The sequence below is a fragment of the Ruegeria sp. H4 genome (genome assembly GCF_056533065.1).
Window position 1 is genome coordinate 475,109 of the sequence record NZ_JBQFOC010000002.1, and the last position, 22,905, is coordinate 498,013.

General features: G+C 58.4%; 23 protein-coding genes and 2 tRNA genes. 15 read left to right on the forward strand and 10 right to left on the reverse strand.

Annotation, left to right across the window (positions count from 1 at the left end):
• Window positions 1–22 precede the first annotated feature (22 nt).
• Complete coding sequence (locus ACR0KG_RS13855) at window positions 23–610, reverse strand: TetR/AcrR family transcriptional regulator (protein ID WP_480547826.1); 588 nt, start codon at window positions 608–610, stop codon at window positions 23–25.
• Between the two features lie 98 nt (window positions 611–708).
• Here ACR0KG_RS13855 and ACR0KG_RS13860 point away from each other — a divergent pair, with 98 nt between their 5' ends.
• From ACR0KG_RS13860 to ACR0KG_RS13885, 6 genes are all read left to right on the forward strand, one after another.
• Window positions 709–963, forward strand: a complete 255-nt coding sequence (locus ACR0KG_RS13860) for a hypothetical protein (protein ID WP_480547825.1) — start codon at window positions 709–711, stop codon at window positions 961–963.
• A 118-nt stretch (window positions 964–1,081) separates the two neighbouring features.
• Complete coding sequence (locus ACR0KG_RS13865; protein WP_480547824.1) at window positions 1,082–2,368, forward strand: homoserine dehydrogenase; 1,287 nt, start codon at window positions 1,082–1,084, stop codon at window positions 2,366–2,368.
• A 71-nt stretch (window positions 2,369–2,439) separates the two neighbouring features.
• A complete protein-coding gene (glpX, locus tag ACR0KG_RS13870) occupies window positions 2,440–3,423 on the forward strand; it encodes a class II fructose-bisphosphatase (protein ID WP_480540949.1) in 984 nt (327 codons plus the stop codon).
• A gap of 92 nt (window positions 3,424–3,515) precedes the next feature.
• A complete protein-coding gene (gene recJ / locus ACR0KG_RS13875) occupies window positions 3,516–5,258 on the forward strand; it encodes a single-stranded-DNA-specific exonuclease RecJ (RefSeq protein ID WP_480827601.1) in 1,743 nt (580 codons plus the stop codon).
• Between the two features lie 108 nt (window positions 5,259–5,366).
• Window positions 5,367–5,441: transfer RNA gene (locus tag ACR0KG_RS13880), tRNA-Glu, on the forward strand.
• Window positions 5,442–5,466: 25 nt separating this feature from the next.
• Window positions 5,467–5,541: transfer RNA gene (locus ACR0KG_RS13885), tRNA-Glu, on the forward strand.
• Window positions 5,542–5,587: 46 nt separating this feature from the next.
• Here the strand turns inward: ACR0KG_RS13885 and ACR0KG_RS13890 are convergent.
• Window positions 5,588–6,370 carry a DeoR/GlpR family DNA-binding transcription regulator gene (locus tag ACR0KG_RS13890; RefSeq protein WP_480827602.1) on the reverse strand — a complete coding sequence of 261 codons (783 nt, stop codon included), beginning with the start codon at window positions 6,368–6,370 and terminating at the stop codon, window positions 5,588–5,590.
• 401 nt (window positions 6,371–6,771) lie between these two features.
• On the opposite strand from ACR0KG_RS13890, the gene ACR0KG_RS13895 reads away from it, so the two are divergent.
• From ACR0KG_RS13895 to ACR0KG_RS13930, 8 genes are all read left to right on the forward strand, one after another.
• Window positions 6,772–8,511: an ABC transporter substrate-binding protein gene (locus ACR0KG_RS13895; protein WP_480540943.1), complete on the forward strand. Its 1,740-nt coding sequence runs from the start codon at window positions 6,772–6,774 to the stop codon at window positions 8,509–8,511.
• Between the two features lie 81 nt (window positions 8,512–8,592).
• Window positions 8,593–9,642: an ABC transporter ATP-binding protein gene (locus ACR0KG_RS13900; RefSeq protein WP_480827603.1), complete on the forward strand. Its 1,050-nt coding sequence runs from the start codon at window positions 8,593–8,595 to the stop codon at window positions 9,640–9,642.
• Between the two features lies 1 nt (window position 9,643).
• Window positions 9,644–10,717, forward strand: a complete 1,074-nt coding sequence (locus ACR0KG_RS13905) for an ABC transporter ATP-binding protein (RefSeq protein WP_480827604.1) — start codon at window positions 9,644–9,646, stop codon at window positions 10,715–10,717.
• On the forward strand, window positions 10,717–11,580 hold the full coding sequence (locus ACR0KG_RS13910) for a carbohydrate ABC transporter permease (protein ID WP_085807799.1): 864 nt from the start codon (window positions 10,717–10,719) through the stop codon (window positions 11,578–11,580). Before ACR0KG_RS13905 ends, ACR0KG_RS13910 begins: the two co-directional genes overlap by 1 nt.
• Entirely contained in the window at window positions 11,577–12,374 is a 798-nt protein-coding gene (locus tag ACR0KG_RS13915; RefSeq protein WP_058280831.1) for a carbohydrate ABC transporter permease, read from the forward strand. The genes ACR0KG_RS13910 and ACR0KG_RS13915 overlap by 4 nt, the downstream gene beginning before the upstream one ends.
• Window positions 12,375–12,382: 8 nt before the next feature.
• The gene (locus ACR0KG_RS13920; RefSeq protein WP_353008023.1) at window positions 12,383–12,784 is read left to right on the forward strand and encodes a DUF2160 domain-containing protein; all 402 of its coding nucleotides are present in this window, start codon (window positions 12,383–12,385) and stop codon (window positions 12,782–12,784) included.
• A gap of 65 nt (window positions 12,785–12,849) precedes the next feature.
• Window positions 12,850–13,245 carry a BlaI/MecI/CopY family transcriptional regulator gene (locus ACR0KG_RS13925; protein WP_170533094.1) on the forward strand — a complete coding sequence of 132 codons (396 nt, stop codon included), beginning with the start codon at window positions 12,850–12,852 and terminating at the stop codon, window positions 13,243–13,245.
• Window positions 13,232–14,329: a M56 family metallopeptidase gene (locus tag ACR0KG_RS13930; RefSeq protein WP_480547818.1), complete on the forward strand. Its 1,098-nt coding sequence runs from the start codon at window positions 13,232–13,234 to the stop codon at window positions 14,327–14,329. Before ACR0KG_RS13925 ends, ACR0KG_RS13930 begins: the two co-directional genes overlap by 14 nt.
• Window positions 14,330–14,336: 7 nt before the next feature.
• On the opposite strand, the gene ACR0KG_RS13935 is transcribed toward ACR0KG_RS13930, so the two are convergent.
• Window positions 14,337–15,740 carry an MATE family efflux transporter gene (locus ACR0KG_RS13935; RefSeq protein ID WP_480547817.1) on the reverse strand — a complete coding sequence of 468 codons (1,404 nt, stop codon included), beginning with the start codon at window positions 15,738–15,740 and terminating at the stop codon, window positions 14,337–14,339.
• Between the two features lie 361 nt (window positions 15,741–16,101).
• Here ACR0KG_RS13935 and ACR0KG_RS13940 point away from each other — a divergent pair, with 361 nt between their 5' ends.
• Window positions 16,102–17,202 carry a Hint domain-containing protein gene (locus ACR0KG_RS13940; RefSeq protein WP_480547816.1) on the forward strand — a complete coding sequence of 367 codons (1,101 nt, stop codon included), beginning with the start codon at window positions 16,102–16,104 and terminating at the stop codon, window positions 17,200–17,202.
• On the opposite strand, the gene ACR0KG_RS13945 is transcribed toward ACR0KG_RS13940, so the two are convergent.
• Genes ACR0KG_RS13945 through hisD form a run of 7 tightly spaced genes read right to left on the reverse strand, consistent with a single transcriptional unit; the run spans window position 17,199 to window position 22,894 of the window.
• A complete protein-coding gene (locus ACR0KG_RS13945) occupies window positions 17,199–18,317 on the reverse strand; it encodes an alpha-hydroxy acid oxidase (RefSeq protein WP_480827605.1) in 1,119 nt (372 codons plus the stop codon). The two genes, ACR0KG_RS13940 and ACR0KG_RS13945, sit on opposite strands and share 4 nt — an antisense overlap.
• A complete protein-coding gene (gene comE / locus ACR0KG_RS13950; RefSeq protein WP_480827606.1) occupies window positions 18,317–18,871 on the reverse strand; it encodes a sulfopyruvate decarboxylase subunit beta in 555 nt (184 codons plus the stop codon). Before comE ends, ACR0KG_RS13945 begins: the two co-directional genes overlap by 1 nt.
• Window positions 18,868–19,374: a sulfopyruvate decarboxylase subunit alpha gene (comD, locus tag ACR0KG_RS13955; RefSeq protein WP_170532433.1), complete on the reverse strand. Its 507-nt coding sequence runs from the start codon at window positions 19,372–19,374 to the stop codon at window positions 18,868–18,870. Before comD ends, comE begins: the two co-directional genes overlap by 4 nt.
• A gap of 50 nt (window positions 19,375–19,424) precedes the next feature.
• Window positions 19,425–19,835 carry a universal stress protein gene (locus ACR0KG_RS13960; protein ID WP_480547813.1) on the reverse strand — a complete coding sequence of 137 codons (411 nt, stop codon included), beginning with the start codon at window positions 19,833–19,835 and terminating at the stop codon, window positions 19,425–19,427.
• 23 nt (window positions 19,836–19,858) lie between these two features.
• On the reverse strand, window positions 19,859–20,836 hold the full coding sequence (locus ACR0KG_RS13965) for an alcohol dehydrogenase catalytic domain-containing protein (RefSeq protein ID WP_480827607.1): 978 nt from the start codon (window positions 20,834–20,836) through the stop codon (window positions 19,859–19,861).
• The gene (locus ACR0KG_RS13970) at window positions 20,833–21,594 is read right to left on the reverse strand and encodes an SDR family NAD(P)-dependent oxidoreductase (RefSeq protein WP_480827608.1); all 762 of its coding nucleotides are present in this window, start codon (window positions 21,592–21,594) and stop codon (window positions 20,833–20,835) included. Before ACR0KG_RS13970 ends, ACR0KG_RS13965 begins: the two co-directional genes overlap by 4 nt.
• Window positions 21,587–22,894 (reverse strand): histidinol dehydrogenase, encoded by a 1,308-nt coding sequence (gene hisD / locus ACR0KG_RS13975; RefSeq protein ID WP_480827609.1) that lies wholly within the window; start codon window positions 22,892–22,894, stop codon window positions 21,587–21,589. The genes ACR0KG_RS13970 and hisD overlap by 8 nt, the downstream gene beginning before the upstream one ends.
• Window positions 22,895–22,905: the final 11 nt, after the last annotated feature.

Genomic DNA, 22,905 nt, shown 5'->3' on the forward strand with positions numbered 1-22,905 from the left:
CAATGGGGCGGCCTGATCCCCGTCAGGCCGTCACCGCACGGCGAACCATATCCCAATAGACCTGCTCGACCTCATCAAGCGACAAGCGCCCACCAGCGCGATACCACGTCATCACACCGTTCAGCATGGCGATAACAGCGAGTGTGGCGATCTTGGTGTCCGAAATGGCAAAAAGCCCGGCCTGCTGCCCATCACGCAGGATCTTTTCCACAGCGTTCTCATAGCTTCGGCGCAAATCTTCGATCTCTGCAAAATTCTCAGGGGTCAGGTTGCGCAACTCCATATAGGCGATGAAAACCTCATCCGGGCGCTCCAGATGGAAACGGATATGGAAGCCGACAAAGCCGCGCAATGCCTCTTGCGGATCAGAGGATGAATTCAACGAGGCATAGGCCTGCAACAGGTCCTGCATATGCTCGCGCATCAGACGAAACAGCAGGCTCTGCTTATCCGGCGTATAGTTATACAGCGCCCCGGCCTGCACGCCGACCTCTTTGGCGATCTGGCGCATCGACACCGCCGCATAGCCGTGGCGGGCAAAAAGCCTGAGCGCCGCGCTGCGAATACGCGGGCCTGTAATATCGGAATGAGAACCCTGGGTACGTGCCATGGCAAACACCGTATCTGAACAAATGTTCAGATAGAAGCCCGCTTGAACCAATGCGTTAAAACGTGCATCACAGGATCACACTGTGACCGCGAGACCCTATGCCAACCAAAGCCCTGCCCTTGCTGATCCTGACGCTGACCTTGATGGGTTGCGCGGATATTCCTGAGTTGGACGGCTCTGAGTCGCGTTCGGTGCAAAAGGCCGCTTATCCGCCCCTGATCCCGCTGCAGGACTCGCTTGGTACGCCAATTGATCCGGCCAGCGAAGCCACCGAGGTCGAGGAAGACCTAAACGCGCGCGCCGAAGCGCTCAGGAAAAAGGCCGAAGCGCTTCAAAACGCGCCAACCAACTGACACCCGGTGCCGTGGCGCCGCCGTGACGGATTGCACCCTCGGCCCGAACCCGCTAAGGCAGCGCTGACCGGATGAACGTCCGGTTTCAGAATAGATCGAGCGGAAAGGAACCCACGGAATGACACAGGCGCTGCGGCTTGGAATTGCGGGCTTGGGAACAGTTGGCGTGGGTGTCGTCAAGATCATCCGTCGTCATGCCGATCTGCTTGAGGCACGCACGGGGCGTCGGATCGAAATCGTGGCTGTTGCCGCACGCGACCCGAACAAAGACCGGGGCGTGAACCTGTCTGACTATGCATGGGAGACCGATCCGGTCGCTTTGGCCCAGCGCGATGATATCGATGTATATGTCGAGCTGATGGGCGGCGAAAACGGCCCGGCAAAAGCGTCGGTCGAGGCCGCTTTGGCCGGTGGCAAAGACGTTGTCACCGCAAACAAGGCCCTGCTGGCCATCCATGGTCAGGCGCTTGCCGAACAGGCCGAAACTGCAGGTCGTGTGATCCGTTTTGAAGCGGCTGTTGCGGGTGGTATTCCCGTTATCAAATCCCTGACCGAGGGTCTGGCGGGCAATGAGATTACACGCGTTATGGGAGTTATGAACGGCACCTGCAACTACATTCTGACCCGGATGCAGTCTCAGCGTCAGGGCTATAACGCGCTGTTCGATGAATGTGCCGAACTGGGCTATCTTGAGGCCGATCCAAACTTGGATGTGGGCGGTATCGATGCGGCGCATAAACTGGCGCTGCTGTCGTCAATTGCGTTTGGCACCAAGCCGAATTTCGACGGGATCGAGATTGAAGGTATTCAACAGATCAGCCTGGATGACATAGATCAGGCACATGACATGGGCTTCCGCATCAAACTGCTGGGTGTGGCACAACGCACCGCGCGCGGTCTTGAACAGCGGATGCAGCCCTGCTTGGTCCCCAGCGACTCGCCTTTGGGTCAGTTGGAAGGCGGCACCAATATGGTGGTGATTGAAGGCGACGCAGTGGATCAGGTTGTCCTGCGCGGGCCCGGTGCCGGTGAAGGCCCTACCGCCAGTGCAGTGATGGGCGATATCTGCGATCTGGCACGCGGCCTTCAGATTTCGACCTTTGGCCGACCCGCAAGCTCGCTTGAGGCCGCAACCCCCGCCGTTACCGGCCTGCCTGCGCCCTATTATCTGCGCCTGGCCCTGCTGGACAAACCCGGTGCGCTGGCCAAGATTGCCGCCATTCTGGGCGATGCGGGTGTCTCGATCGATCGGATGCGCCAGTATGGGCACAGTGAAAGCACCGCACCAGTTCTGATTGTAACGCACAAGACAACGCGGGCGACACTGGACGTGGCCCTGGATGGGTTCCGGGCAACCGATGTTGTTGCGGGCGAGCCCGTCGCACTGCGGATCGAACAGGTCTGACCCCTTGCAGCCTGCGCCTAGTGCAGGCTATGCCAGACGTAACGTCATTGCCGACCAAAGGAATACATCGCATGAACGCTGCCAAAACCGATTTTAACGACCGCCTGCTGTCATTGGGGCTTGCGCGTGTCGCAGAACAGGCAGCGCTTGCCTCGGCTTCGCTGGTGGGGCGCGGCGATGAGAAAGCCGCAGATCAGGCCGCTGTTAATGCAATGCGTGAACAGCTGAACTTGCTGGATATCGCAGGTGTCGTCGTTATTGGCGAAGGTGAGCGTGATGAAGCTCCGATGCTGTATATCGGTGAAGAGGTTGGCACCGGGAATGGCCCCGGCGTTGATATCGCACTGGACCCGCTGGAAGGCACCACACTGACCGCCAAAGACATGCCCAACGCGCTGACGGTCATCGCCATGGGCCCGCGCGGCTCGATGCTGCACGCACCCGACGTCTATATGGACAAGCTGGCCGTTGGTCCGGGCTATGACGAAGGCGTCGTCTCGCTGGATATGTCCCCGCGTGAGCGTGTGGAAGCCCTGGCCAAAGCCAAAAGCTGTGAGCCAGCTGACATCACAGTCTGTATTCTGGAACGTCCGCGCCATGAGGCGATGATTGCCGAAGTCCGTGAAACCGGCGCTTCGATCCGCCTGATCACTGATGGCGATGTGGCCGGCGTGATGCATTGCGCCGAAAGCGAAACCACAGGCATCGACATGTATATGGGTCAAGGCGGTGCACCCGAAGGTGTCTTGGCCGCGGCTGCACTGAAATGTATGGGCGGTCAGATCTTTGGTCGTTTGTTGTTTCGCAATGACGACGAACGCGGTCGCGCCGCCAAGGCAGGCATCTCTGACCTAGACCGCATCTACACCCGCGATGAGATGGTGACAGCGGATGTGATCTTTGCCGCGACTGGCGTGACCGGCGGATCGCTTCTGCCGCGTATCAAGCGCGAGCCAGGCTGGCTTGAGACAACAACCTTGCTGATGCGATCCAAAACCGGATCAGTGCGCCGCATGTCATACCGCACACCAATGTGGTCACACGCCGACGCCTAAGCGGCTTGCGCCGCGACATTCGACAAGAGTAACTGTAAAGAGCCTAAGAGGCCGGATCCAAGCGGATCCGGCCTTGGCATATGAGGGGCAGGATGAGCTTTCTAGGGGTTGAGCAGTCATTGACAGGTCGCCGATGGGTCGGCCCCTCGCCCGAGGTTGAGCGCGCGACTGAAATGCTGGTGCAGCAGGCCGACTTGCCGCGCGCAGTCTGCCAGGTTCTGGCACGACGCGGCGTGCCTCCGATGGAAGCAGCAGGGTTTCTGGAACCAAAGCTGAAGGAGCTGTTGCCTGACCCGCGTAGCCTGAAAGACATGGAGGTCGCGGCGGCGCGCTTTCTGACTGCGGTGCGCGAAAGGCAGCGGATCGCGGTTTTCGCAGATTATGACGTAGACGGCGGCAGTTCAGCGGCTTTGCTGCTGGTCTGGCTGCATCAGATGGGATTGCAAGCGACGCTATATGTTCCGGACCGGATCGACGAAGGATATGGGCCGAATGTGCCTGCCATGCAGGAACTGGCGGCAGCACATGACCTGATCATCTGCGTCGACTGCGGCACCCTCAGCCACGAACCCATCGCAGCAGCCAAGGGTGCAGATGTGATCGTGCTGGATCACCATCTGGGCGCGGAAACGCTGCCGGATTGCGTCGCTGTCGTGAACCCAAACCGGCAGGATGAAAGCGGTGATCTGGGCTATCTCTGTGCGGCTGGGGTAGTCTTTTTGATGCTGGTCGAGGCCGGGCGCCAAATGCGCGAGACGGGCCTCAAGGGGCCGGATTTGATCTCTCTGCTCGATCTGGTCGCGCTGGCCACCGTGGCCGACGTTGCCCCGTTGATCGAGGCCAACCGGGCGCTGGTGCGTCAGGGGCTGAAGGTTATGGCCGGGCGGCAGCGGCCCGGCTTGGTGGCCTTGTCCGATGTCGCCCGAATGGATGCCGCCCCAAACAGCTATCATCTTGGGTTTCTGCTGGGCCCTCGGGTCAATGCCGGAGGGCGCATCGGTCAGGCCGATCTGGGCGCCCGGCTGCTCAGCACCGACTCGACGTCCGAGGCCGAAGCACTGGCCGAACGGTTGGACGCACTGAACACCGAGCGGCGCGACATCGAAAACGCCGTGCGTACCGCCGCCTTGGAACAGGCCGAGGATCGTGGTCTGGATGCGCCTTTGGTCTGGGCGGCTGGCGAAGGCTGGCATCCCGGCGTGGTCGGTATCGTCGCCTCTCGGCTGAAAGAGGTGGCAAACCGGCCAGCGATTGTGATCGGATTTGACGGTGACGAGGGCAAGGGTTCAGGCCGGTCAGTCTCGGGCGTTGATCTAGGGGCTTCCATCCAGCGTCTGGTAGCCGAAGGGCTATTGATCAAAGGCGGCGGGCACAAGATGGCGGCAGGCCTGACGGTGATGCGGGATCAGTTGGAGCCTGCAATGACGCGCCTCTCGGAGTTGCTTGAAAAGCAGGGTGCAGGGCAAGGTGGACTAGCTGATGTCAGGCTAGATGGTGCCCTGATGCCCGGCGCAGCAACGGTGGAGTTGATTGAACAGATTGAAAAGGCAGGGCCTTTCGGGGCCAGCGCTCCTGCCCCACGCTATGCTCTGCCTGATCTGCAGGTGCGCTTTGCCAAGCGTGTAGGCGAGACGCATCTGAAACTATCCCTGTCGGATGGAATGGGCGGCGGGCTGGATGCCATCGCCTTTGGCGCCTTCGACGGACCGCTTGGGGAACGGCTGTCAAATCATGGCGGTGCACGGTTTCACTTTGCCGGTCGGCTCGAGGTGAACACTTGGGGCGGACGGCAAAATGTGCAGCTTCGGCTGGAGGACGCAGCCGAAGCCAACTGATAAGGATTTTGTCTGCCCTTTCAGCCGTTCAAAAACTTTCACATCCCTGCATTTTTCGGCTTGCGGGGGTCGGGGTGAAACCGTAAAAGGCCCTCCACAAGCCAGCGTGGCCCGTTCGTCTATCGGTTAGGACGCCAGGTTTTCAACCTGGAAAGAGGGGTTCGATTCCCCTACGGGCTACCACTTGTGCTTGCGCCAGATACCAAATGGCCCGTTCGTCTATCGGTTAGGACGCCAGGTTTTCAACCTGGAAAGAGGGGTTCGATTCCCCTACGGGCTACCAATCGGTGAAACTTCTTCGACCTAGTTTAGGCACCTTGCCACGCAGGCTATCCCGACGATGCAACCTGTAGCTTGATCCCCCATTTCGCGATCTGGTCAGCAAATGCCTGCTTCGGCGCGCTGTCCGTGACCAACACATGAACCATCCGTGGGTCTGGCCCAACATAAGGCGCGGACGCATCGAATTTGTGCTGATCCGCTGCCATCACAACGTGATCGGCATGATTGGCAACTGTGGACGCTAAATCAGCCTCAGCCGCGCTTTGGTATAAAAACCCTTTACTGTCCGAGATCGCATCGGTGCTGAGGACCGCCAAATCGTACGCGTAGCGCTGCACCTGCTTGTGCGCGACATGCCCGAACGTGCCGCGTTCATCGCTTTGCATCTCACCGCCTAACAGATGAACCCGGTTACCGTTGACCCCAACCAATGTAAGCCCCACGACGATTGAATTTGTAACGATTGTCAGGTTCTGGGCCTGGCGCAATTCTTCCGCGACAAAGGCGGTCGTTGATCCGACATCCAGGAAGACAGTCATTTGATTCTCGACCATGGTCGCAACATGCCGAGCAATAGCGCGCTTTTCATCGGCGTGCTGCGAAATACGACGAAAGAAACCCGGATCGCCCTGCGCTCCGGCCAAAAACACGCCGCCATGGACGCGCTCGACAGTACCGGCCTTTGACAGGGCTTTGATCGTACGGCGCACGGTCTCTTCCGATACGTCCAGCATTGTGGCCAGTTCAGTGTTTCGGGCGGTGCCACCAAGACGCTTCAACGCCTCAAGCAATTCAAGTTCCCGATGGGTGTTGAGTGCGTGTTTTTTCACATTCCGCTCCGAAGAATCGAACTGGCGCACAAACTACAAATCGGGGTTGGTAAATCCAGCATTTTGGCTTTTTTGATCATTCTAGGCTCAAGCCTTGGTTGTTTTGGCAACAGCAGGATCAACGAGGGTCGTGGTTGATAGCGTGCACCGACCTTGCTGGGTAGTATCGTAGGAATGCGTCTCCACTCCCATCCAGCCGGAAGCAAAATACCAGGTTTTTCAATTTATAATCAATGAATTATATGCACCTCTTTACCATTCCAACCTCATCATTTTTCACATCTCAGAATGCCCGTAGATCAATTACTAAAAATTTAGTTTGACACATACGCAAGAAATCGCTGATGCTTCCCCTCATCCGGTTTGCGCCGGACGCAACCAAAATCTTTGGGAGGAGACAGATGCGGAGACATCTACTTTCCGCAGTGGCGGCGGCTGCCGTCATTGCGGGGCACGGTCCTGCTTGGGCCGACGAAGCCGCAGCACAACGTTGGATTGACGACGAATTCCAGCCATCGACCTTGTCGAAAGACGAACAGATGGCCGAGATGCAGTGGTTCATCGAAGCTGCACAACCCTATGCGGGCATGGAGATTAACGTCCTGTCCGAAGGCATCCCCACCCACTCGTATGAATCCGAGGTTCTGACCAAGGCGTTCGAGGAAATCACCGGTATCAAGGTCAACCACCAGATCCTGGGTGAAGGTGAAGTGGTGCAGGCCGTTCAGACCCAAATGCAAACCGGTCGGAACCTGTATGACGGATATGTCAACGACAGCGACCTGATCGGCACGCATTCGCGCCTGCAGCTGGCCTACCCGCTGACCGACATGATGGGCGGCGACTGGGCGGCGACAACCTCGCCGACGCTGGATCTGGATGACTTCATGGGCATTCAGTTCACCACCGGTCCGGATGGCAAGCTGTATCAGCTGCCCGACCAGCAGTTCGCGAACCTCTATTGGTTCCGCAAGGACTGGTTCGATGACGAAGCCAACAAGGCCGCGTTCAAAGAGAAATACGGCTATGATCTGGGTGTTCCTGTCAACTGGTCCGCTTACGAGGACATCGCCGAATTCTTCACGAATGACGTCAAGGAAGTCGATGGTGTGACAATCTATGGTCACATGGATTACGGCAAGCGTGCGCCTGACTTGGGTTGGCGTATGACCGACGCCTGGCTGTCAATGGCCGGTGCTGGTGACGTGGGTGAACCGAATGGCGTACCCGTTGATGAATGGGGCATCCGCATGGAAGCGGGCACCTGTAACCCTGTCGGGGCCTCCGTCTCGCGCGGTGGTGCGGCCAACGGTCCGGCTGCGGTCTATGCGATCCGCAAGTGGGATGAATGGCTGCGGGCCTACGCGCCTCCGGGTGCGGCGTCTTATGACTTCTACCAGTCGCTGCCGGCACTTAGCCAAGGCAACGTGGCCCAGCAGATCTTCTGGTACACCGCCTTTACCGCAGACATGGTGAAGCCGAAATCCGAAGGCAATAACACTGTCGACGACGAAGGCACGCCGCTGTGGCGCATGGCGCCCAGCCCGCATGGCCCGTATTGGGAAGACGGTCAGAAGGTTGGCTACCAGGACGTGGGTTCGTGGACCTTCCTGAAATCAACCCCCGAGGATCGTGCTCAGGCCGCGTGGCTCTATGCTCAGTTCGTGACATCCAAGACTGTTGACGTGAAGAAGTCCCATGTGGGTCTGACCTTCATCCGCGACAGTTCGGTCAATCACGAGTCGTTCACAGAACGCGCACCCAAGCTGGGTGGTCTGGTCGAGTTCTATCGCTCGCCTGACCGTGTGGCATGGTCGCCGACCGGCATCAACGTTCCGGATTATCCGAAGCTGGCCCAAATCTGGTGGCAGCAGATCGGTGACGTGAACTCGGGCGCGTTTACGCCGCAAGAGGCGATGGATCGTCTGGCCGAAGAGATGGACATCACCATGTCCCGCATGCAGGCCGCAGATGAGGCCGCCAACGTCTATGGCGGTTGTGGTCCACGCCTGAACGAGCCGCAGGATGCTGCCTTCTGGCTGGAAAAGCCGGGCTCGCCCAAGGCCAAGCTTGAGAACGAAAAGCCGCAAGGCCAGACCGTCAACTATGACGAACTGGTTCAGCGCTGGCAGTCTCAGTAAGCTCGAAAGAACTGGGGGTGCCGTTTTCGGCACCTCCTTCCCAAGACCAGTGCGTGCACTGAAGGACCGGAATCCACGGACATGATCGAACTACAAGACGCCACCAAACGGGTTGGCAACAACATCCATATCAAGCCCACCACCCTGACGTTGCGCACCGGCCATTTCAATGTGCTTTTGGGGGCGACCGGATCGGGCAAGACCTCTCTGATCAAGATGATGGCGGGGCTGGACCCAATTGCCTCGGGCAAGGTCTTTATGGATGGGCAGGACGTCACTAAGCTGAACACGCAAAAGCGGCAGATCAGCTTGGTTCATCAGTTCTTTGTGAACTACCCGCATATGACTGTTTTTGACAACATCGCCTCGCCTTTGCGTGTGGCCGGCATGGCGAAATCCGAGATCGCAGGCCGCGTGGAAGAGGCTGCTGACCTCTTGCAATTGCGCCCGATGCTGCACCGCCGCCCGCATGAGCTGTCGGGTGGCCAACAACAACGGACCGCCTTAGCCCGTGCGATTGCGAAAGAGAGCCGGGCTGTGTTCCTGGATGAGCCGCTGGCAAATCTGGACTACAAGCTGCGCGAGGAATTGCGCGAGCAACTTCCTGATCTGTTTGCAGGACGCGGTGCCGTTGTCGTCTACGCGACCTCGGAACCCGAAGAAGCCCTGCTTTTGGGCGGTTACACGGCTTTGATGGAAGACGGTCGCGTCACGCAATTCGGTCCGACCGCAGACATCTATCGCAATCCCGAAAACATCGCGGCCGCCCGCGTGTTCTCGGACCCGCCGATCAATGTTGCCCACATCACAGTATCAGGTGCGCAGGCGCAATTGGCAGGCGGCGGAGGCTGGACGGTCTCGGACATGGCCGACGGAGACTACATGGTCGCCGTGCGCCCGCATCGTGTGACACCGTTCCGCACATCGGATGCTGATGTGGAACTGACGGGCCGCGTGATCGTGACAGAACTGTCGGGTTCCGACTCCAGCGCGCATTTCCGGCATGGCTCGGATGACTGGGTGTCTCTGGCCGCAGGGGTGCACCCCTATGAGGTCGGCGAAGATCACAGTTTCTACATGAACCCGGCCCATTGCCGGTATTTCGGCCAAGACGGCCAAAGGGTGGCCTGACATGGCACAGATCAAGCTTTCCAACCTGCGACACAGCTATATGCCATCGCCGAAAGGCCCCGAGGATTATGCGCTGAAAGAGATCGACGTGACCTGGCGTGATGGCGGAGCCTATGCGCTGCTGGGGCCCTCGGGCTGCGGCAAGTCCACTCTGCTCAATATCATCTCGGGGCTGCTGACGCCGTCTGAGGGGCAGATTCTGTTTGACGGTCAGGATGTTACAGCCCTGCCGCCAGATCAGCGCAACATCGCGCAGGTGTTCCAGTTCCCGGTGATCTACGACACGATGACCGTGGGCGAAAACCTGGCTTTTCCGCTGAAGAACCGAGGCGTCGATGCCGCGACGATCAAGCGCCGCGTCGATGAGATTGCCGAGATGCTGGACGTCAAGGATATGCTGAACACCCGCGCCAGCGGCCTCAGCCCGGACAACAAGCAGAAGATCTCGATGGGGCGCGGTCTGGTCCGTGATGACGTGAACGCGGTGATGTTCGACGAACCGCTGACCGTGATTGACCCGCATCTGAAATGGAAGCTGCGTTCGAAGCTGAAAGAACTGCACCAGAAAGTGCAGGCAACGATGATCTATGTGACCCACGACCAGACCGAGGCGCTGACCTTCGCGGATGAGGTGGTCGTGATGCAAGACGGCGAGGTCGTGCAGATCGGCACACCTGTTGAGCTGTTCGAGCGCCCACAGCACACTTTTGTTGGCCACTTTATCGGCTCCCCCGGCATGAATGTTCTACCCTGCGAGGCCAAGGGCGACCGGGCCGTGTTTGAGGGCCATGAAGTGGTGCTGGAAGGCCCTACCAATGGCGACGGAGGACGCACCGATCTGGGCATTCGCCCGGAATATGTGGGCTTCGGCGATACAGGTATTCCGGCGCACGTTACCAAAGTGTCCGATATCGGCCGCCACTATGTGGTCAGCGCGATGGTCGGCAATACGGCCCTCAAGGCCGTGACCGAATACTCTGTGCCTGAACCGGGGTCGCAAGTGTTCCTGCAATTCAAACCAGAACAATCCCGCGTTTACCGCGACGGCTGGATCGCAACCGAGGAGCGCAGCTGATGAGAACGGAAAACCAAAAAGCCTGGTTCTTTGTCTTGCCTGTGTTGGCGCTGGTCGCGTTCAACGCGCTGGTGCCGATGATGACGGTGGTTAACTACTCGGTGCAGGAAACCTTCGGCAACAACCAGTTCTTCTGGGAAGGGCTGGGCTGGTTCGAGCAAATCCTGCGGTCCGACCGCTTTCAGGCCGCGCTGGGAAGGCAATTCCTGTTCACCTTCCTGATCCTGCTGATCGAGGTGCCTTTGGGCATCATCGTCGCCCTGTCGATGCCGCGCAAAGGCTTCTGGGTGCCGGTTTGTCTGGTCCTGATGGCCCTGCCGATGCTGATCCCGTGGAACGTGGTCGGCTCGATGTGGAACATCTTTACCCTGCCCAAGATCGGCCTGCTTGGCTACTTTCTGAATGACGTTCTGGGCATCAATTATGACATGACGCAACAGCCTCTGTCGGCTTGGATCACGGTCGTCGTCATGGATGTTTGGCACTGGACGTCGCTGGTTGTCCTGCTGTGCTATGCGGGCCTCGTATCGATCCCGGATGCCTACTATCAGGCCGCGAAGATCGACGGTGCCAGCCCATGGTCGGTGTTCCGCTATATCCAACTGCCCAAGATGAAAACCGTCCTGACCATCGCCGTTCTGCTGCGCTTCATGGACAGCTTCAACATCTATACCGAGCCCTTCGTTCTGACTGGCGGCGGCCCCGGCAACTCAACCACCTTGCTGTCGATCGATCTTGTGAAGATCGCGCTGGGACAGTTCGACCTTGGCCCCGCAGCGGCGATGAGCTTGATCTACTTCGCCATCACGCTGCTGGTCAGCTGGGTCTTCTACACTCTGATGACAAAGGATGACGCGCAATGAAGAAGCGGTCCCTTATCCCGATCCTCTATATCGCGTTCCTGATGCTGCCGATCTATTGGCTGGTGGCGATGTCCTTCAAGACCACGAACGAGATCCTGTCGGGCTTTTCCCTGTTCCCCCAGACCTTTACGTTGGAGAACTACATCACTATCTTCACTGACCCAACATGGTATTGGGGGTACATCAACTCGATCATCTACGTGACGATCAACACGGTGCTGTCGGTCTGTGTGGCTCTGCCTGCCGCCTATGCGTTCTCGCGCTATCGGTTCCTGGGTGACAAGCAGTTGTTCTTCTGGCTGCTGACCAACCGGATGGCCCCGGCGGCAGTCTTTGCGCTGCCCTTCTTTCAGCTCTATTCGTCGATCCATCTGTTCGACACCTATCTGGCCGTGGCTCTGGCGCATACGCTGTTCAATGTGCCGCTGGCGGTATGGATTTTGGAAGGCTTCATGCGCGGCATCCCGAAGGAACTGGACGAAACCGCCTATGTAGACGGCTATTCCTTTCCACGCTTTTTCGTGACGATCTTCTTGCCCAATATCAAAGCGGGCGTGGGTGTAGCAGCCTTCTTCTGCTTCATGTTCTCGTGGGTGGAAATGCTGCTGGCCAAGACACTTACCGCGGTCGAGGCCAAACCCATCGCTGCTGTGATGACCCGCACCGCCTCGAGCGCGGGATATGAGCTGGGTCTGCTGGCAGCCGCCGGGACCTTGACCATCATTCCCGGCGCCATCGTCATCTGGTTTGTCCGCAACTACATCGCGCGCGGGTTCGCGATGGGACGCGTGTGAGGTTCGATATGCGCAAACTTCTTCTTGCCCTCCCCTTCCTCCCAACTATCGCCGTCGCCCAGCAAGCTGGCTGGGGCAGCGTTGGCCAACAAGAGGAAAAAGGCTTTTCGTGGACCGATCCCCTTTGGCCCGATTTCTGGATGGCCTGGACACCGGCAACACTGGCCCTGTTCGTCGGCATTTTCTCGGCCATCGCGCTGATCGGCCTGCTTGAAGGTTTCAAGTACCGCGATGGGATCGAACGGCGTGGCGTGTTGGGCCTGACAACCACGCTGGGCGATAGGCTGTTTATCACGCTATTGGGTTCGGCCTATATCTTCCTCGCCTGGCTCGGGCTGGTCGGTCAGCCCGTCTGGACCCCGCTTTTCCTCTCCATTGGCTGGGGCATCTTCGTCTTCTGGAAAGTTTAAGCTTTGCGAAACAGCGAAAGGATGCTTGTCTGACAGGCAGACCAAACATGACGACACCGAGATCAATGCGTAAGAAAAAGACGACAAACCTGCTGACCGAAGTTGAACTGGAGTTCATGAACGAGCTCTGGGCGCTTGGGCAAGGTTCGGTGCGTGATGTTTTAGGTCGCCTGCCCCCGGAACGGAATCTGGCCTATACATCAGGCGCCACGATCCTGCGCATTCTCGACGAAAAGGGATTTGTTGAAAGTCGCAAGGATGGCAAGACCCTGATCTACCGGCCGCTTCTGGACAAGGACAGGTATCAGGCACGCTCACTTCAAAACCTGTCACGGACGTTGTTTGACAACACGCCCGCCTCACTGGTCGCCCGGCTGGTGGATGATGAAGGTCTGAGCGAAACCGATCTGGAGGAGATTCGAGCACTGGTAGAGAGGAGACTGCAACATGACCGCGGTTAAACCGGTACTCGACGCTTATCTAGAAATGAATATCGTTTTGGGCCTGTCCGCTGTGATCTGGGTGATCGCACGCGCTGCTTTGGCCCGCACATCGCTGCGCGGCGGCCATATCGCTCAGCTGCGCGCGTTCAAGGTGTTGTGTCTCTGCGTTCTGGCCAGCCCGCTGCTGGCGTTTGGCGTGTCCGCCATGGCCAGCCTCATCTGGCCGGATCGGGCTGTAGCACTCGGCGATATTGCGGTAGCCGCCTATCTGCGCGGCGAGATTGCAATGCCCGCTACCCAATTCGAAGCGTTGCTGAACACCCGCGAGCGTTGGTTGGATCAGGTCCTGTCCGGTCAATCGACCGCCATCACCTTTGTGTTGTCCGTATTGGCCTGTGTAGCAGTTGTGCTGGCGCTGCGTGTCACACGTGACGCGCTTGCCATTCGCGCCACGGTCGAGACCAGCTTTCTCTGGCGGCAGTCAAACAAGGTTGATATCCGCCTATCTGATCGTATCACCGTTCCGTTCGCCGTGCGCGGCCTGCGCCGTCGTCACGTGGTGCTTCCCAGCCATCTACTGGATACCCCCCGCGAGTTACGCTTTGCGTTGGCACACGAATTTCAGCACATCCGCGCGGGAGATGTAGAGTGGGAGCTTGGGTTCGAACTGCTGCGTCCACTTCTGTTCTGGAACCCGGCCTATCTGGTCCTGAAATACCAGTTTGATCGCCTGCGCGAGCTGGCCTGTGATCAGTCCGTGGTCGCACGCAAACGGATCGACTCGCGCGAATACACCACCTGTTTGCTGGACTATTGTGCCCGCACCGTGTCAGTCGGCCACCCACGTGTCCTGAACGTTGCCCTGGTCAGCGGCGGCAAAGCCAAACATGTGTTGCGTCAGAGGGTTCTGGCCCTGACCGAAGCGCCGCAGGCCGTGGCCCCCCTGCCCGTTTTCTTCCTGGGTATGACGCTGATCTTTGCCAGTCTTCTAGCCGTTGGGTCGGCGTCCGTTCAGCAAAGGCACGACTGGAGCCATGATCGGCTGATGCTGTCGACCGTTGTGAACCTAGAACGGCTGCAAGCGCGCAATCAGGGGAACTGAGACCCCGCTACCAGCCCCGTCGACCAAATAGCGAATGGATGCGGTTCTGATCCGCGAAGGGCTCGGCCGTTTGTGTCCGCTGCAGGCCGGACACCACGCGCATGACCAGACCCCAGCTGATCACAGCGAAAATGACACCACCGAATGCTTGGCCCAGCAGAACACCAGATGCCCCGGCAAGGCTTGACCCCAGCGTCGCGAATATCCAGGTGCCCACCGTGTGACGACCCCAGTTGATCCAGGTTGAATAAACCGGATGACCCAGATTGTTGAAGCTGGCGTTTGCGACAAAGATGACCCCGTTGAAGAACGATGCGAGGGCCAGCGGGCCGCAGAACAGGTAAATCAGCGTGCGGGTTTCACCCTGGGCTGCAAACAAATCCGCAATCGGTGCGCGCAGCAGAAACAGGATCGCAGCCATACCCAGAACATAGATCGCAGTAAATTTGATACCCGCCAGATAAGCTGCACGAACACGGTCGAATTTCTCGGCCCCGTAGTTCTGTCCGATAATGGGACCAATGGCGCCCGACAGCGCAAAAATCACCGAAAACGCCACGGGTAGCAACCGCCCGATCACTGCCATACCGGCGACGGCGTCTGTTCCGTATTGTGCAATCTCGCGCACGACAATGGCATTGCCGATTGGTGTGGCCACATTGGTCAACACCGCCGGGATCGCAATGGCCCGAACAGGCCGGATATCCTGTACCACTTGTCTCAATGAGGGTCGCGCAAAGGCCTGATGCACGCGCAAGGCGGGCCACAAGGCGGCGGCCAGCATACAAACACGCGCGATCACGGATGCAATCGCCGCACCATCCAGCCCAAGCCCGACCCCGAAAATCAGGATCGGGTCAAGAACCGCGTTCACCACGCCGCCATAGATCGTCGCCATCATCGACCGGCGCGCATCCCCGTGCGCTCGCAGAACCGCCATGGATGCCATCGCAATCGACATCACCCACATCGTGGGCAGAATGATCGAGACATAGCGGGTTGCCAGCCTTAGAACCTCGCCCTCGGCTCCAAGCAAAGATAGCAGAAAGCTGATGTTTAACAGCACCAGAGCAGAGACTGCCAACCCCAGGATCAGACCAATCACAGCCACACTGGAGGCATAATTGCGGGCTTGTTCAGGCTGACCAGCACCAAGCTCACGCGCGACAAGCGCGCCTGCTGAAATAGACAGCCCGATATTGATCGCGTTGGTGAAAAACAGCAGCGTACCCGCATATCCCACCGCCGCAGCCAAGGCGTCATTTCCCAGCATTGAAATGAAGATCATGTCGACGAAATCAACGGCGAAAATGGCCATCAATCCGATACTGGTGGTCAGCGACATGCGCGTCACGTGGCGCATCAGACTGCCGTTCAGAAATATTGCCTCACGTGCAGAAGTCTCGGCCAAGGTCCCGTCCTGTTATTGCGGTTTTGTAATCGTGTTCCGAAACACCAGCGATGTGAAACACAAATTCCAATCCGAACCCTCAGTGTGAGGTTTTTACGCCAGCGTGTGACGCGTGAGTGATTTCTACCCAGTCCATCCCACTCGAGGGTCCAGGATCGCAGTCGTCGATCTCAATTTGTTTACAAATTGTTATGGGATTTCTGACCGACCCGCCCAGTTTTTAAGGAGCGCCGCCTATAATTCGCCTTAAACAAGCTGTAAGCGTGGCGCTGCTTGGTTGCTTTTGGATGTCATCCCGCAACATCTTAGAGAGCCAAACAATGACAAAGTTTTACCCAGTGGATGAGTTTCAGGTTTAGTCATGGCGAACTATTCATATATCGGCTACGCGCCGGGTGTCATTTCAGTAAATTTTTTTGGTCAGGATACCATCACCTTATCCACAAGCTATGACCCGGCAACTGATCGCAGGATCTTTGATGTCGAGGACGCGGCAGGTGGCACCATTTTGAACGGGGGCAACCCGCTGCCCGACACGGGAACCGTGTTTAACGGCGATCGGTTCAGCAACGAAAACGGGGATGACGCGACGCAAACAGGCGTTGTTACCAATCTGGACGGGTCGACCACCTTTGCCAGCGGTGACATCTATCTCGAGGAATCCTATATCCTGACGGTGCCCGGTGGCGGCAGCATCACCGTCTATGCCGTTGAAGTAGAGGGCACTCTGGTCGGATACATCACGTCTGAGCCACTGGACCCGGGCCTGACCTACAACATCCAGGTCGTCAATGTCACGCCGACAAACGCGCCTGACACGACCGACCCAACCTCCATTATCGATGTGCCCTGTTTTGCCGCTGGCACTCTGATTGCAACGCCGTCGGGGCTGAAACTGATCGACTCCCTAAGTGCTGGTGATTTGGTTTACACGGCTGATCACGGGGATCAGATCATTCGCTGGATTGGGTCAACTCAACTGGATCGGGCAGCGCTGGCGGCTAAACCCAAGCTCAAACCGATACGGATTGAGGCTGGTGCTTTGGGCCGAGGGTTGCCACATCGCGACCTCTTGGTGTCGCCTCAACACAGAATGCTGGTGCGTTCGCCCATTGCCACCCGGATGTTCGATGCCACAGAGGTTCTGGTGCCGGCTCATATGCTAACCGACCTGCCGGGTATCAACCGTGAAGACAACGCCCAGTCGGTCACTTACTACCACATGCTATTTGACCGCCATGAGGTTGTGTTTGCTGAAGGAGCTCCGTCAGAAAGCCTGTTTACGGGCCCGCAGGCCATGGACTGCTTACCCCAAGCTGCGCGCGACGAGATTCTTGAGCTATTCCCCGACCTTAGGCTGCCTGGGTATATGGTAAGATCCGCGCGACACATTCCATCCAAAGGTCGGCAAGTTCGCAATATGGTGCAGCGACACCTTAAGAACGACCGCCCTTTGATCTAAGGCTGACGGGCGTTCTGACCTGCCGCTTGTGCGATCTGAGTGGCACCGATCTGGGCCATGGCGATGCTCATCTCATCGCTGAGAACCTGCCAGAGCTGGTGCAGCCCCTCTTCACCCCCCGCTGCAATGGCGAATTGCAGGATCCGGCCGAAGAAAGTGAAGTTCGCGCCTGTGAAAAGGGCTTTCAACGCATCCTCGCCGGAACGTAGGCCGCTATCATAGAACAGCGGAAGTGTTTCTCCGACTGCGGCGCGGATTTCGGGCAGGATGGAAAATGGGGCGGGCGCGCTTTCAAGTTGCCGGGCGCCGTGGCTGGAGACCTGAATGGCATCCACCCCGGCAGCCTTGAGAGCAACCGCGTCTTCGACATCCAATACACCTTTGACCACCAGATGCCCCGACCACCGATCCCGAAGGCTTGCCAACGTGTCCCAATTTGCTTTGGCGCGGCTTTCGGTTCGGTCAAACTCGTACCCGTCCATCAGGAAATTGGCCATTTGCGGCTTGCCGTGCACGAGGGTCGACAAGGACCAGCGCGGATGCAGCGCGAAGTCCAGAAACTGACGTGGACCCAACCGGAACGGCATGCGGAACCCGTGCCGCAACTCTCGGGGCCTGCGCCCAACCTCGGGGACATCGACAGTCAGAACAAGTGTGTCGTATCCCGCAGCCTTCGCCCGATCCACAAGCTTAGAGGTTCCTGATCCATCCCCGCTGAAATATAGCTGAAACCAGGCATTGCCCTCAGATACCTCCAGCATCTTTTCCATCGGGGTGGAGGCCACAGTCGATACGCCCAACGGTACGGAATAGCGCGCAGACAGACGCGCCAGCATCAGATCAGCCCCCGGGCCCGACAGGTTGCACATCCCCATGGGCGCAATGCCAAAGGGACGTTGTGCGGATTTGCCAAAGACAGAGCTTGCCAATGACCGCTCACTCACATCCCGCAGGATACGTGGGCGCAGGGTCATCGCATCCAGGGCGGCCCGATTGCGCGTGGCCCCGACCTCAGCCCCCGCAGCACCATCGATATAGTCGAACACCATCCAAGGCAAACGCCGCCGCGCAAGGCGGCGGGCGTCTTCGGCTGAATGAATGTCGCTTGCGGCCATCAGGCCTCGACAGCTTTCATAAAGCGGTCACGGATCACCACCGGGTCCATCGTGATAACCGGCATCTTGGCGTTGCCGCTTTCACATTTGCTGATGATAATGGTCATCTGTTTGCTATCCAGCGCCTCTTGCAGCACGCGACCCGTATCCTCGGCGGCACATTCGACTACCCGCTCACACCCGGCAGCCTGCGCCATTTTCGTCAGAGAGGTTTTCTGACCCGCATAGGTTGGCTGATCCCCGGTTGAGCCGTAAGAGCCGTTGTCGACGATCAGCAGGATATAGTTATCCGCCACGTTGTTGGCGATCGTCGGAAGCGTACCCAGATTGGTCAGGATCGAGCCATCCCCATCAATCACGATCACCGGTTTAGGCTGCGCTAAAGCCAGACCCAGACCAATGGATGAAGCCAAACCCATGGTGCCCAGCATGTAGAAATTCGTAGGCTGATCATCTATGGCGTGCAGTTCCTGGCTGGGAATACCAATGTTGCAGACCACAAGTTGGTCTCGCAGGATCGGGGCGATTTCTTTCAGAATCTCAGAACGGATCATTGGTCGCCATAGCCTCCCCAAAAGTTCGCATCGGTTAGAATGGCAACCGGTTTGTTGCACATGAATGTGTATTTCAGGATCATGTCGAGCTCTTCGACATCAGATTGATTGTGGAAGTGGTAGGTCGGAATGTTCATCTGTGCCAACAACGCCTTGGTATGCACAGCCATTTCGACCTGACAGGCCACCGGTTCACGCAATTCCCCACGATACGAGATCAGCATGGGCAGTGGCATCCGGTAATATTGGATCAGCGTCGCCAGAGTGTTGATGGTCACACCAATGGCCGTGTTCTGCATGATGATGGCAGGGCGTTTGCCGCCCATCCAGGCACCGGCGCACAGGCCCATGCCTTCGTCTTCCTTGTTCGACGGGATGTGAAAAATCTCATCGCGCTGGTCGATTTCTTCTATCACTCCAGCCAATTGCTTGCAGGGGACGGTGGTCACGAACGAGATGTCGTTCGCCACCAGATCGTCAGTGATCTTCTTGTCTATGTTCATGGTCCAGCTTTTGGTCCTGTTTAGGGCGCGGTATGCGCGATTGACGATATTCAGGTTCTGCGATGCACATGCACTGCACAGTGTGCGTGGCGAACGACGCGCGAGGCGGTCGATCCAAGAAAATAGTCGCTCAGGTCCGGCTTGTGCGAGCCGATCACGATGCAATCGATACCGTTGCTGTCGGCATAGTCGATAATGGTGCGTGCCGTGTGTCCTTTGACAATCTCGGCAGTCACATCATCCAGCCCTTCGACCTTGTCCAGCAACTGGCGGCGGGCACGCTCGAACCCTTCGGCGACCAGTGTTTTGTCCAGATAGGCGCTGACCGAGCCCTGAGGCATCTCATAGACATGCAAGGCAACGATCTCGGCCCCGTCTTCAGACAGGGCGCGGGCAACCTCCAGCGTGTGCTGCGAGATGCCGTGATCCAGCGCCATAGGAACAAGAACTTTCTTATACATATCAATCTCCTTTTCAGCCCGGTCTATTCCCACGGGTCCAGGATAATCTTTGGCGCGGTAACCACGCCAGAGCGCAGGTCGCGAAACGCCTGCGCCCCTTCGGACAGAGGGCGCGCTTCGGTCCAGTCTAAGGCACCCAAACGCCCATCGAATATGGCCTGCGCCGTTTGGCGGAAATCTTCGGCGGTGTAGGTATACGTGCCGATAAAGGTGATTTCCTGCAATGTCATGCGACGGATATCTAGCCCGCCTGTATCCTCACCCAAGCCGACATGCGCAATCACCCCACCAGGTTCTGCACAGGCCGACGCCGTCGCGCGCGTGGCTGCATAACCGACCGCATCAATCACAATCGGATAGGTTCCCGCGGCTTCATCTAGGACGCGAAATCCTAGCCCTTGCAAGAATGTGCGTCGTCCAGAGTTCGGCTCAACCAGCGTCACATCCTCAATGCTCATCGCTCTCAAAGCCAATGCCGCAGCCAGACCAATGGCGCCACCGCCCAAAACCAATGCGCGTTTTTCGCTGGTCGGATGCAATGCTTCAACGGCCAGTCGAACGGTGTGCCAGCTAACGGCCAAGGGTTCGGCCAAGGCGGCTTTGTCCAATGGCACACCATCTGGCACTTCAACCAGATTGCGGTCGGGCATCGACACATATTGCGCAAAGGCCCCTTCGCGTGGAGGCATCGAGATAATCTGGCGCTGCGGGCAAAGGTTTTCCCGGCCCGAGGTGCAAGCCGGACACAGCCCGCAGGACACCAGCGGGTTGATCGTCACGCGCGTACCATCACGCGGGCCGCCGACGATTACACCCGCGGCCTCGTGGCCGAGGATCAGCGGTGCCGGACGCCGGGCATCATGCCCCAGATAGGCATGCATATCCGAGCCGCAGATGCCAACCGCCTCGACACGGATCAGATGCTCATCCGTGCCGGCTACAGCGTCGGGCATATCCCGATACGCAACCTCTTCGACCCCCTCATACACAAGCGCTTTCATTTCGCGGTGAACCCCCCATCGACCATAAGGACCTGCCCGGTGACATAATCCGAGGCTTTCGAGCACAGAAACAGAATCGGCCCGTCCATATCTTCCATCCGGCCATTGCGCCCAGTGCAGGTTTGCGCCGCATTACGGGCCGCACGATCTGGGTCGTCAAACACGGCCTGCGTCAGCTCAGTCGGGAAGAACCCCGGCCCAATGGCGTTGGCGGTAATACCGTGAGGCGACCATGCCTCGGCCATCGCGCGAGTCAATTGCCCGATCCCAGCCTTGGTCGCGCCATAGGCGATGCCGCCGGGAAAAGCGCGCGTGGTTTGAAGCGAGGCGAAATTCACAATCCGACCCCAACCTTTTTCCTTCATCGCGGGCACCATCGCCTGGCTCAGGAAAAACGGCGCGCTCAGGTTTAGGGCCAGTGTCGTGTCCCACCCCTGCCCGGTCACATCATCCGCCGCCTCCCGGGTATTCACACCAGCGGCGTGGACGATGATATCGGGCGCGCCGAAATGGGATGAGACCTCTCTCACCAGTGCGCCCACATTCTCACGATCCGCAACATTCCCTGTTACTGCGGCGGCCATTGGCCCGATCTCATCGCACATTTGAGAAAGGGCATCGCCCCGCCGCGCAACGCCGACGACTTTGGCACCAGCTTGCGCCAACACCAAAGCAACGCGACGCCCCAGCCCCGAGCTTGCTCCGGTGACGCAGGCCACGCGCCCTGTCAGATCAAAGAGCGCGCGTGGGTCATCCATCTGCAGTCAGGTCGAATTGCTCATCCGGGAAATACTTGGCCAGACGCACATCGGCGGCGCGGGCGTGACCCTCCATCCCTTCCAGACGCGAAATGCGGGCGGTAGCCACTGCAATGGGCTTAGACCCTTCACGCGTTGCTCGCTGCCATGTCACGATCTTCATGTATTTATGAACACTCAGACCACCGGTATAGCTGGCCGCACCCGAGGTGGGCAGGACGTGGTTGGTGCCGGTGGCCTTGTCGCCATAGGACACGGTGGTTTCCTCACCCAGAAATAGCGAGCCATAGCAGGTCAGCCGGTCCAGCCACCAATCCAGATCCTCGGCCTGAACAGTCAGGTGTTCGGGCGCGTAATCGTCAGAACAGGCCGCCATTTCCTCGCGATCTGCACAGACGATCACCTCGGCATAGTCGCGCCACGCGGCAGATGCGTTTTCGCGGTTCAGTTCGGGCAGATCCTCGATCAGGGCCGGCACAAGCTCCATCACCTTTTGCGCCAGTTCCCGATCATCAGTCACCAACCAGACGGGAGAGTTATACCCGTGTTCCGCCTGACTGACCAAATCCGTCGCAACCACATGCGCATCGGCGCTGCTGTCGGCAAGGATCAGGCTGTCCGTCGGCCCCGCGATCATGTCGATACCGACCTTGCCGTATAGAATCCGCTTCGCCTCGGCCACGAATTGGTTGCCGGGACCCACAAGTATGTTTGCGCGCGGCAAACCAAACAGACCATAGGTCATGGCAGCCACGCCCTGCACACCGCCCATCGCCAGAATGCTGTCGGCCCCGCAGATATGCGCGGCGTAGACGATCGCAGGTGCGACGCCCTCACCCGGACGGGGTGGCGAGCATGCCGTGATGTGTCGACACCCGGCCACCTTGGCTGTGGTTACCGTCATAATCGCACTGGCGATATGGCTGTAGCGTCCACCAGGCACATAGCACCCTGCCGCATCGACGGGGATGGCCTTTTGACCAGCGACAACACCTGGCACGATCTCGGTCTGCACATCCGACACGGTGGCTTTTTGCGTTTCGGCAAAGCGGCGCACGTTATCGTGTGCAAAGCGGATATCTGCCTTCAGTTTCTCGGACACCAGGGCAATGGCTGCGTCGATCTCGTCCTGAGTCATAAGGACATTGCCTTCGAACTTGTCGAATTTGGCGGCATATTCCAGCGCTTTGGCGTCACCCCCTGCCTCGATATCGGACAGGATGGTTTTGACCGTATCGTGCACCTCGGACGCATGAGATTGCGCCGTCAGGGTTGCCTTTTTCAGATAGTCACGCGGCATATTCAGCAAAT

Excerpts from the sequence above, each read along its gene's own strand:
- ACR0KG_RS13855 (WP_480547826.1), bottom strand. The coding sequence starts at position 610 with ATGGCACGTACCCAGGGTTCTCATTCCGATATTACAGGCCCGCGTATT.
- ACR0KG_RS13860 (WP_480547825.1), top strand. The coding sequence starts at position 709 with ATGCCAACCAAAGCCCTGCCCTTGCTGATCCTGACGCTGACCTTGATG.
- ACR0KG_RS13865 (WP_480547824.1), top strand. The coding sequence starts at position 1,082 with ATGACACAGGCGCTGCGGCTTGGAATTGCGGGCTTGGGAACAGTTGGC.
- glpX (WP_480540949.1), top strand. The coding sequence starts at position 2,440 with ATGAACGCTGCCAAAACCGATTTTAACGACCGCCTGCTGTCATTGGGG.
- recJ (WP_480827601.1), top strand. The coding sequence starts at position 3,516 with ATGAGCTTTCTAGGGGTTGAGCAGTCATTGACAGGTCGCCGATGGGTC.
- ACR0KG_RS13895 (WP_480540943.1), top strand. The coding sequence starts at position 6,772 with ATGCGGAGACATCTACTTTCCGCAGTGGCGGCGGCTGCCGTCATTGCG.
- ACR0KG_RS13900 (WP_480827603.1), top strand. The coding sequence starts at position 8,593 with ATGATCGAACTACAAGACGCCACCAAACGGGTTGGCAACAACATCCAT.
- ACR0KG_RS13905 (WP_480827604.1), top strand. The coding sequence starts at position 9,644 with ATGGCACAGATCAAGCTTTCCAACCTGCGACACAGCTATATGCCATCG.
- ACR0KG_RS13910 (WP_085807799.1), top strand. The coding sequence starts at position 10,717 with ATGAGAACGGAAAACCAAAAAGCCTGGTTCTTTGTCTTGCCTGTGTTG.
- ACR0KG_RS13915 (WP_058280831.1), top strand. The coding sequence starts at position 11,577 with ATGAAGAAGCGGTCCCTTATCCCGATCCTCTATATCGCGTTCCTGATG.
- ACR0KG_RS13920 (WP_353008023.1), top strand. The coding sequence starts at position 12,383 with ATGCGCAAACTTCTTCTTGCCCTCCCCTTCCTCCCAACTATCGCCGTC.
- ACR0KG_RS13925 (WP_170533094.1), top strand. The coding sequence starts at position 12,850 with ATGCGTAAGAAAAAGACGACAAACCTGCTGACCGAAGTTGAACTGGAG.
- ACR0KG_RS13930 (WP_480547818.1), top strand. The coding sequence starts at position 13,232 with ATGACCGCGGTTAAACCGGTACTCGACGCTTATCTAGAAATGAATATC.
- ACR0KG_RS13940 (WP_480547816.1), top strand. The coding sequence starts at position 16,102 with ATGGCGAACTATTCATATATCGGCTACGCGCCGGGTGTCATTTCAGTA.
- ACR0KG_RS13945 (WP_480827605.1), bottom strand. The coding sequence starts at position 18,317 with ATGGCCGCAAGCGACATTCATTCAGCCGAAGACGCCCGCCGCCTTGCG.
- comE (WP_480827606.1), bottom strand. The coding sequence starts at position 18,871 with ATGATCCGTTCTGAGATTCTGAAAGAAATCGCCCCGATCCTGCGAGAC.
- comD (WP_170532433.1), bottom strand. The coding sequence starts at position 19,374 with ATGAACATAGACAAGAAGATCACTGACGATCTGGTGGCGAACGACATC.
- ACR0KG_RS13960 (WP_480547813.1), bottom strand. The coding sequence starts at position 19,835 with ATGTATAAGAAAGTTCTTGTTCCTATGGCGCTGGATCACGGCATCTCG.
- ACR0KG_RS13965 (WP_480827607.1), bottom strand. The coding sequence starts at position 20,836 with ATGAAAGCGCTTGTGTATGAGGGGGTCGAAGAGGTTGCGTATCGGGAT.
- ACR0KG_RS13970 (WP_480827608.1), bottom strand. The coding sequence starts at position 21,594 with ATGGATGACCCACGCGCGCTCTTTGATCTGACAGGGCGCGTGGCCTGC.
- hisD (WP_480827609.1), bottom strand. The coding sequence starts at position 22,894 with ATGCCGCGTGACTATCTGAAAAAGGCAACCCTGACGGCGCAATCTCAT.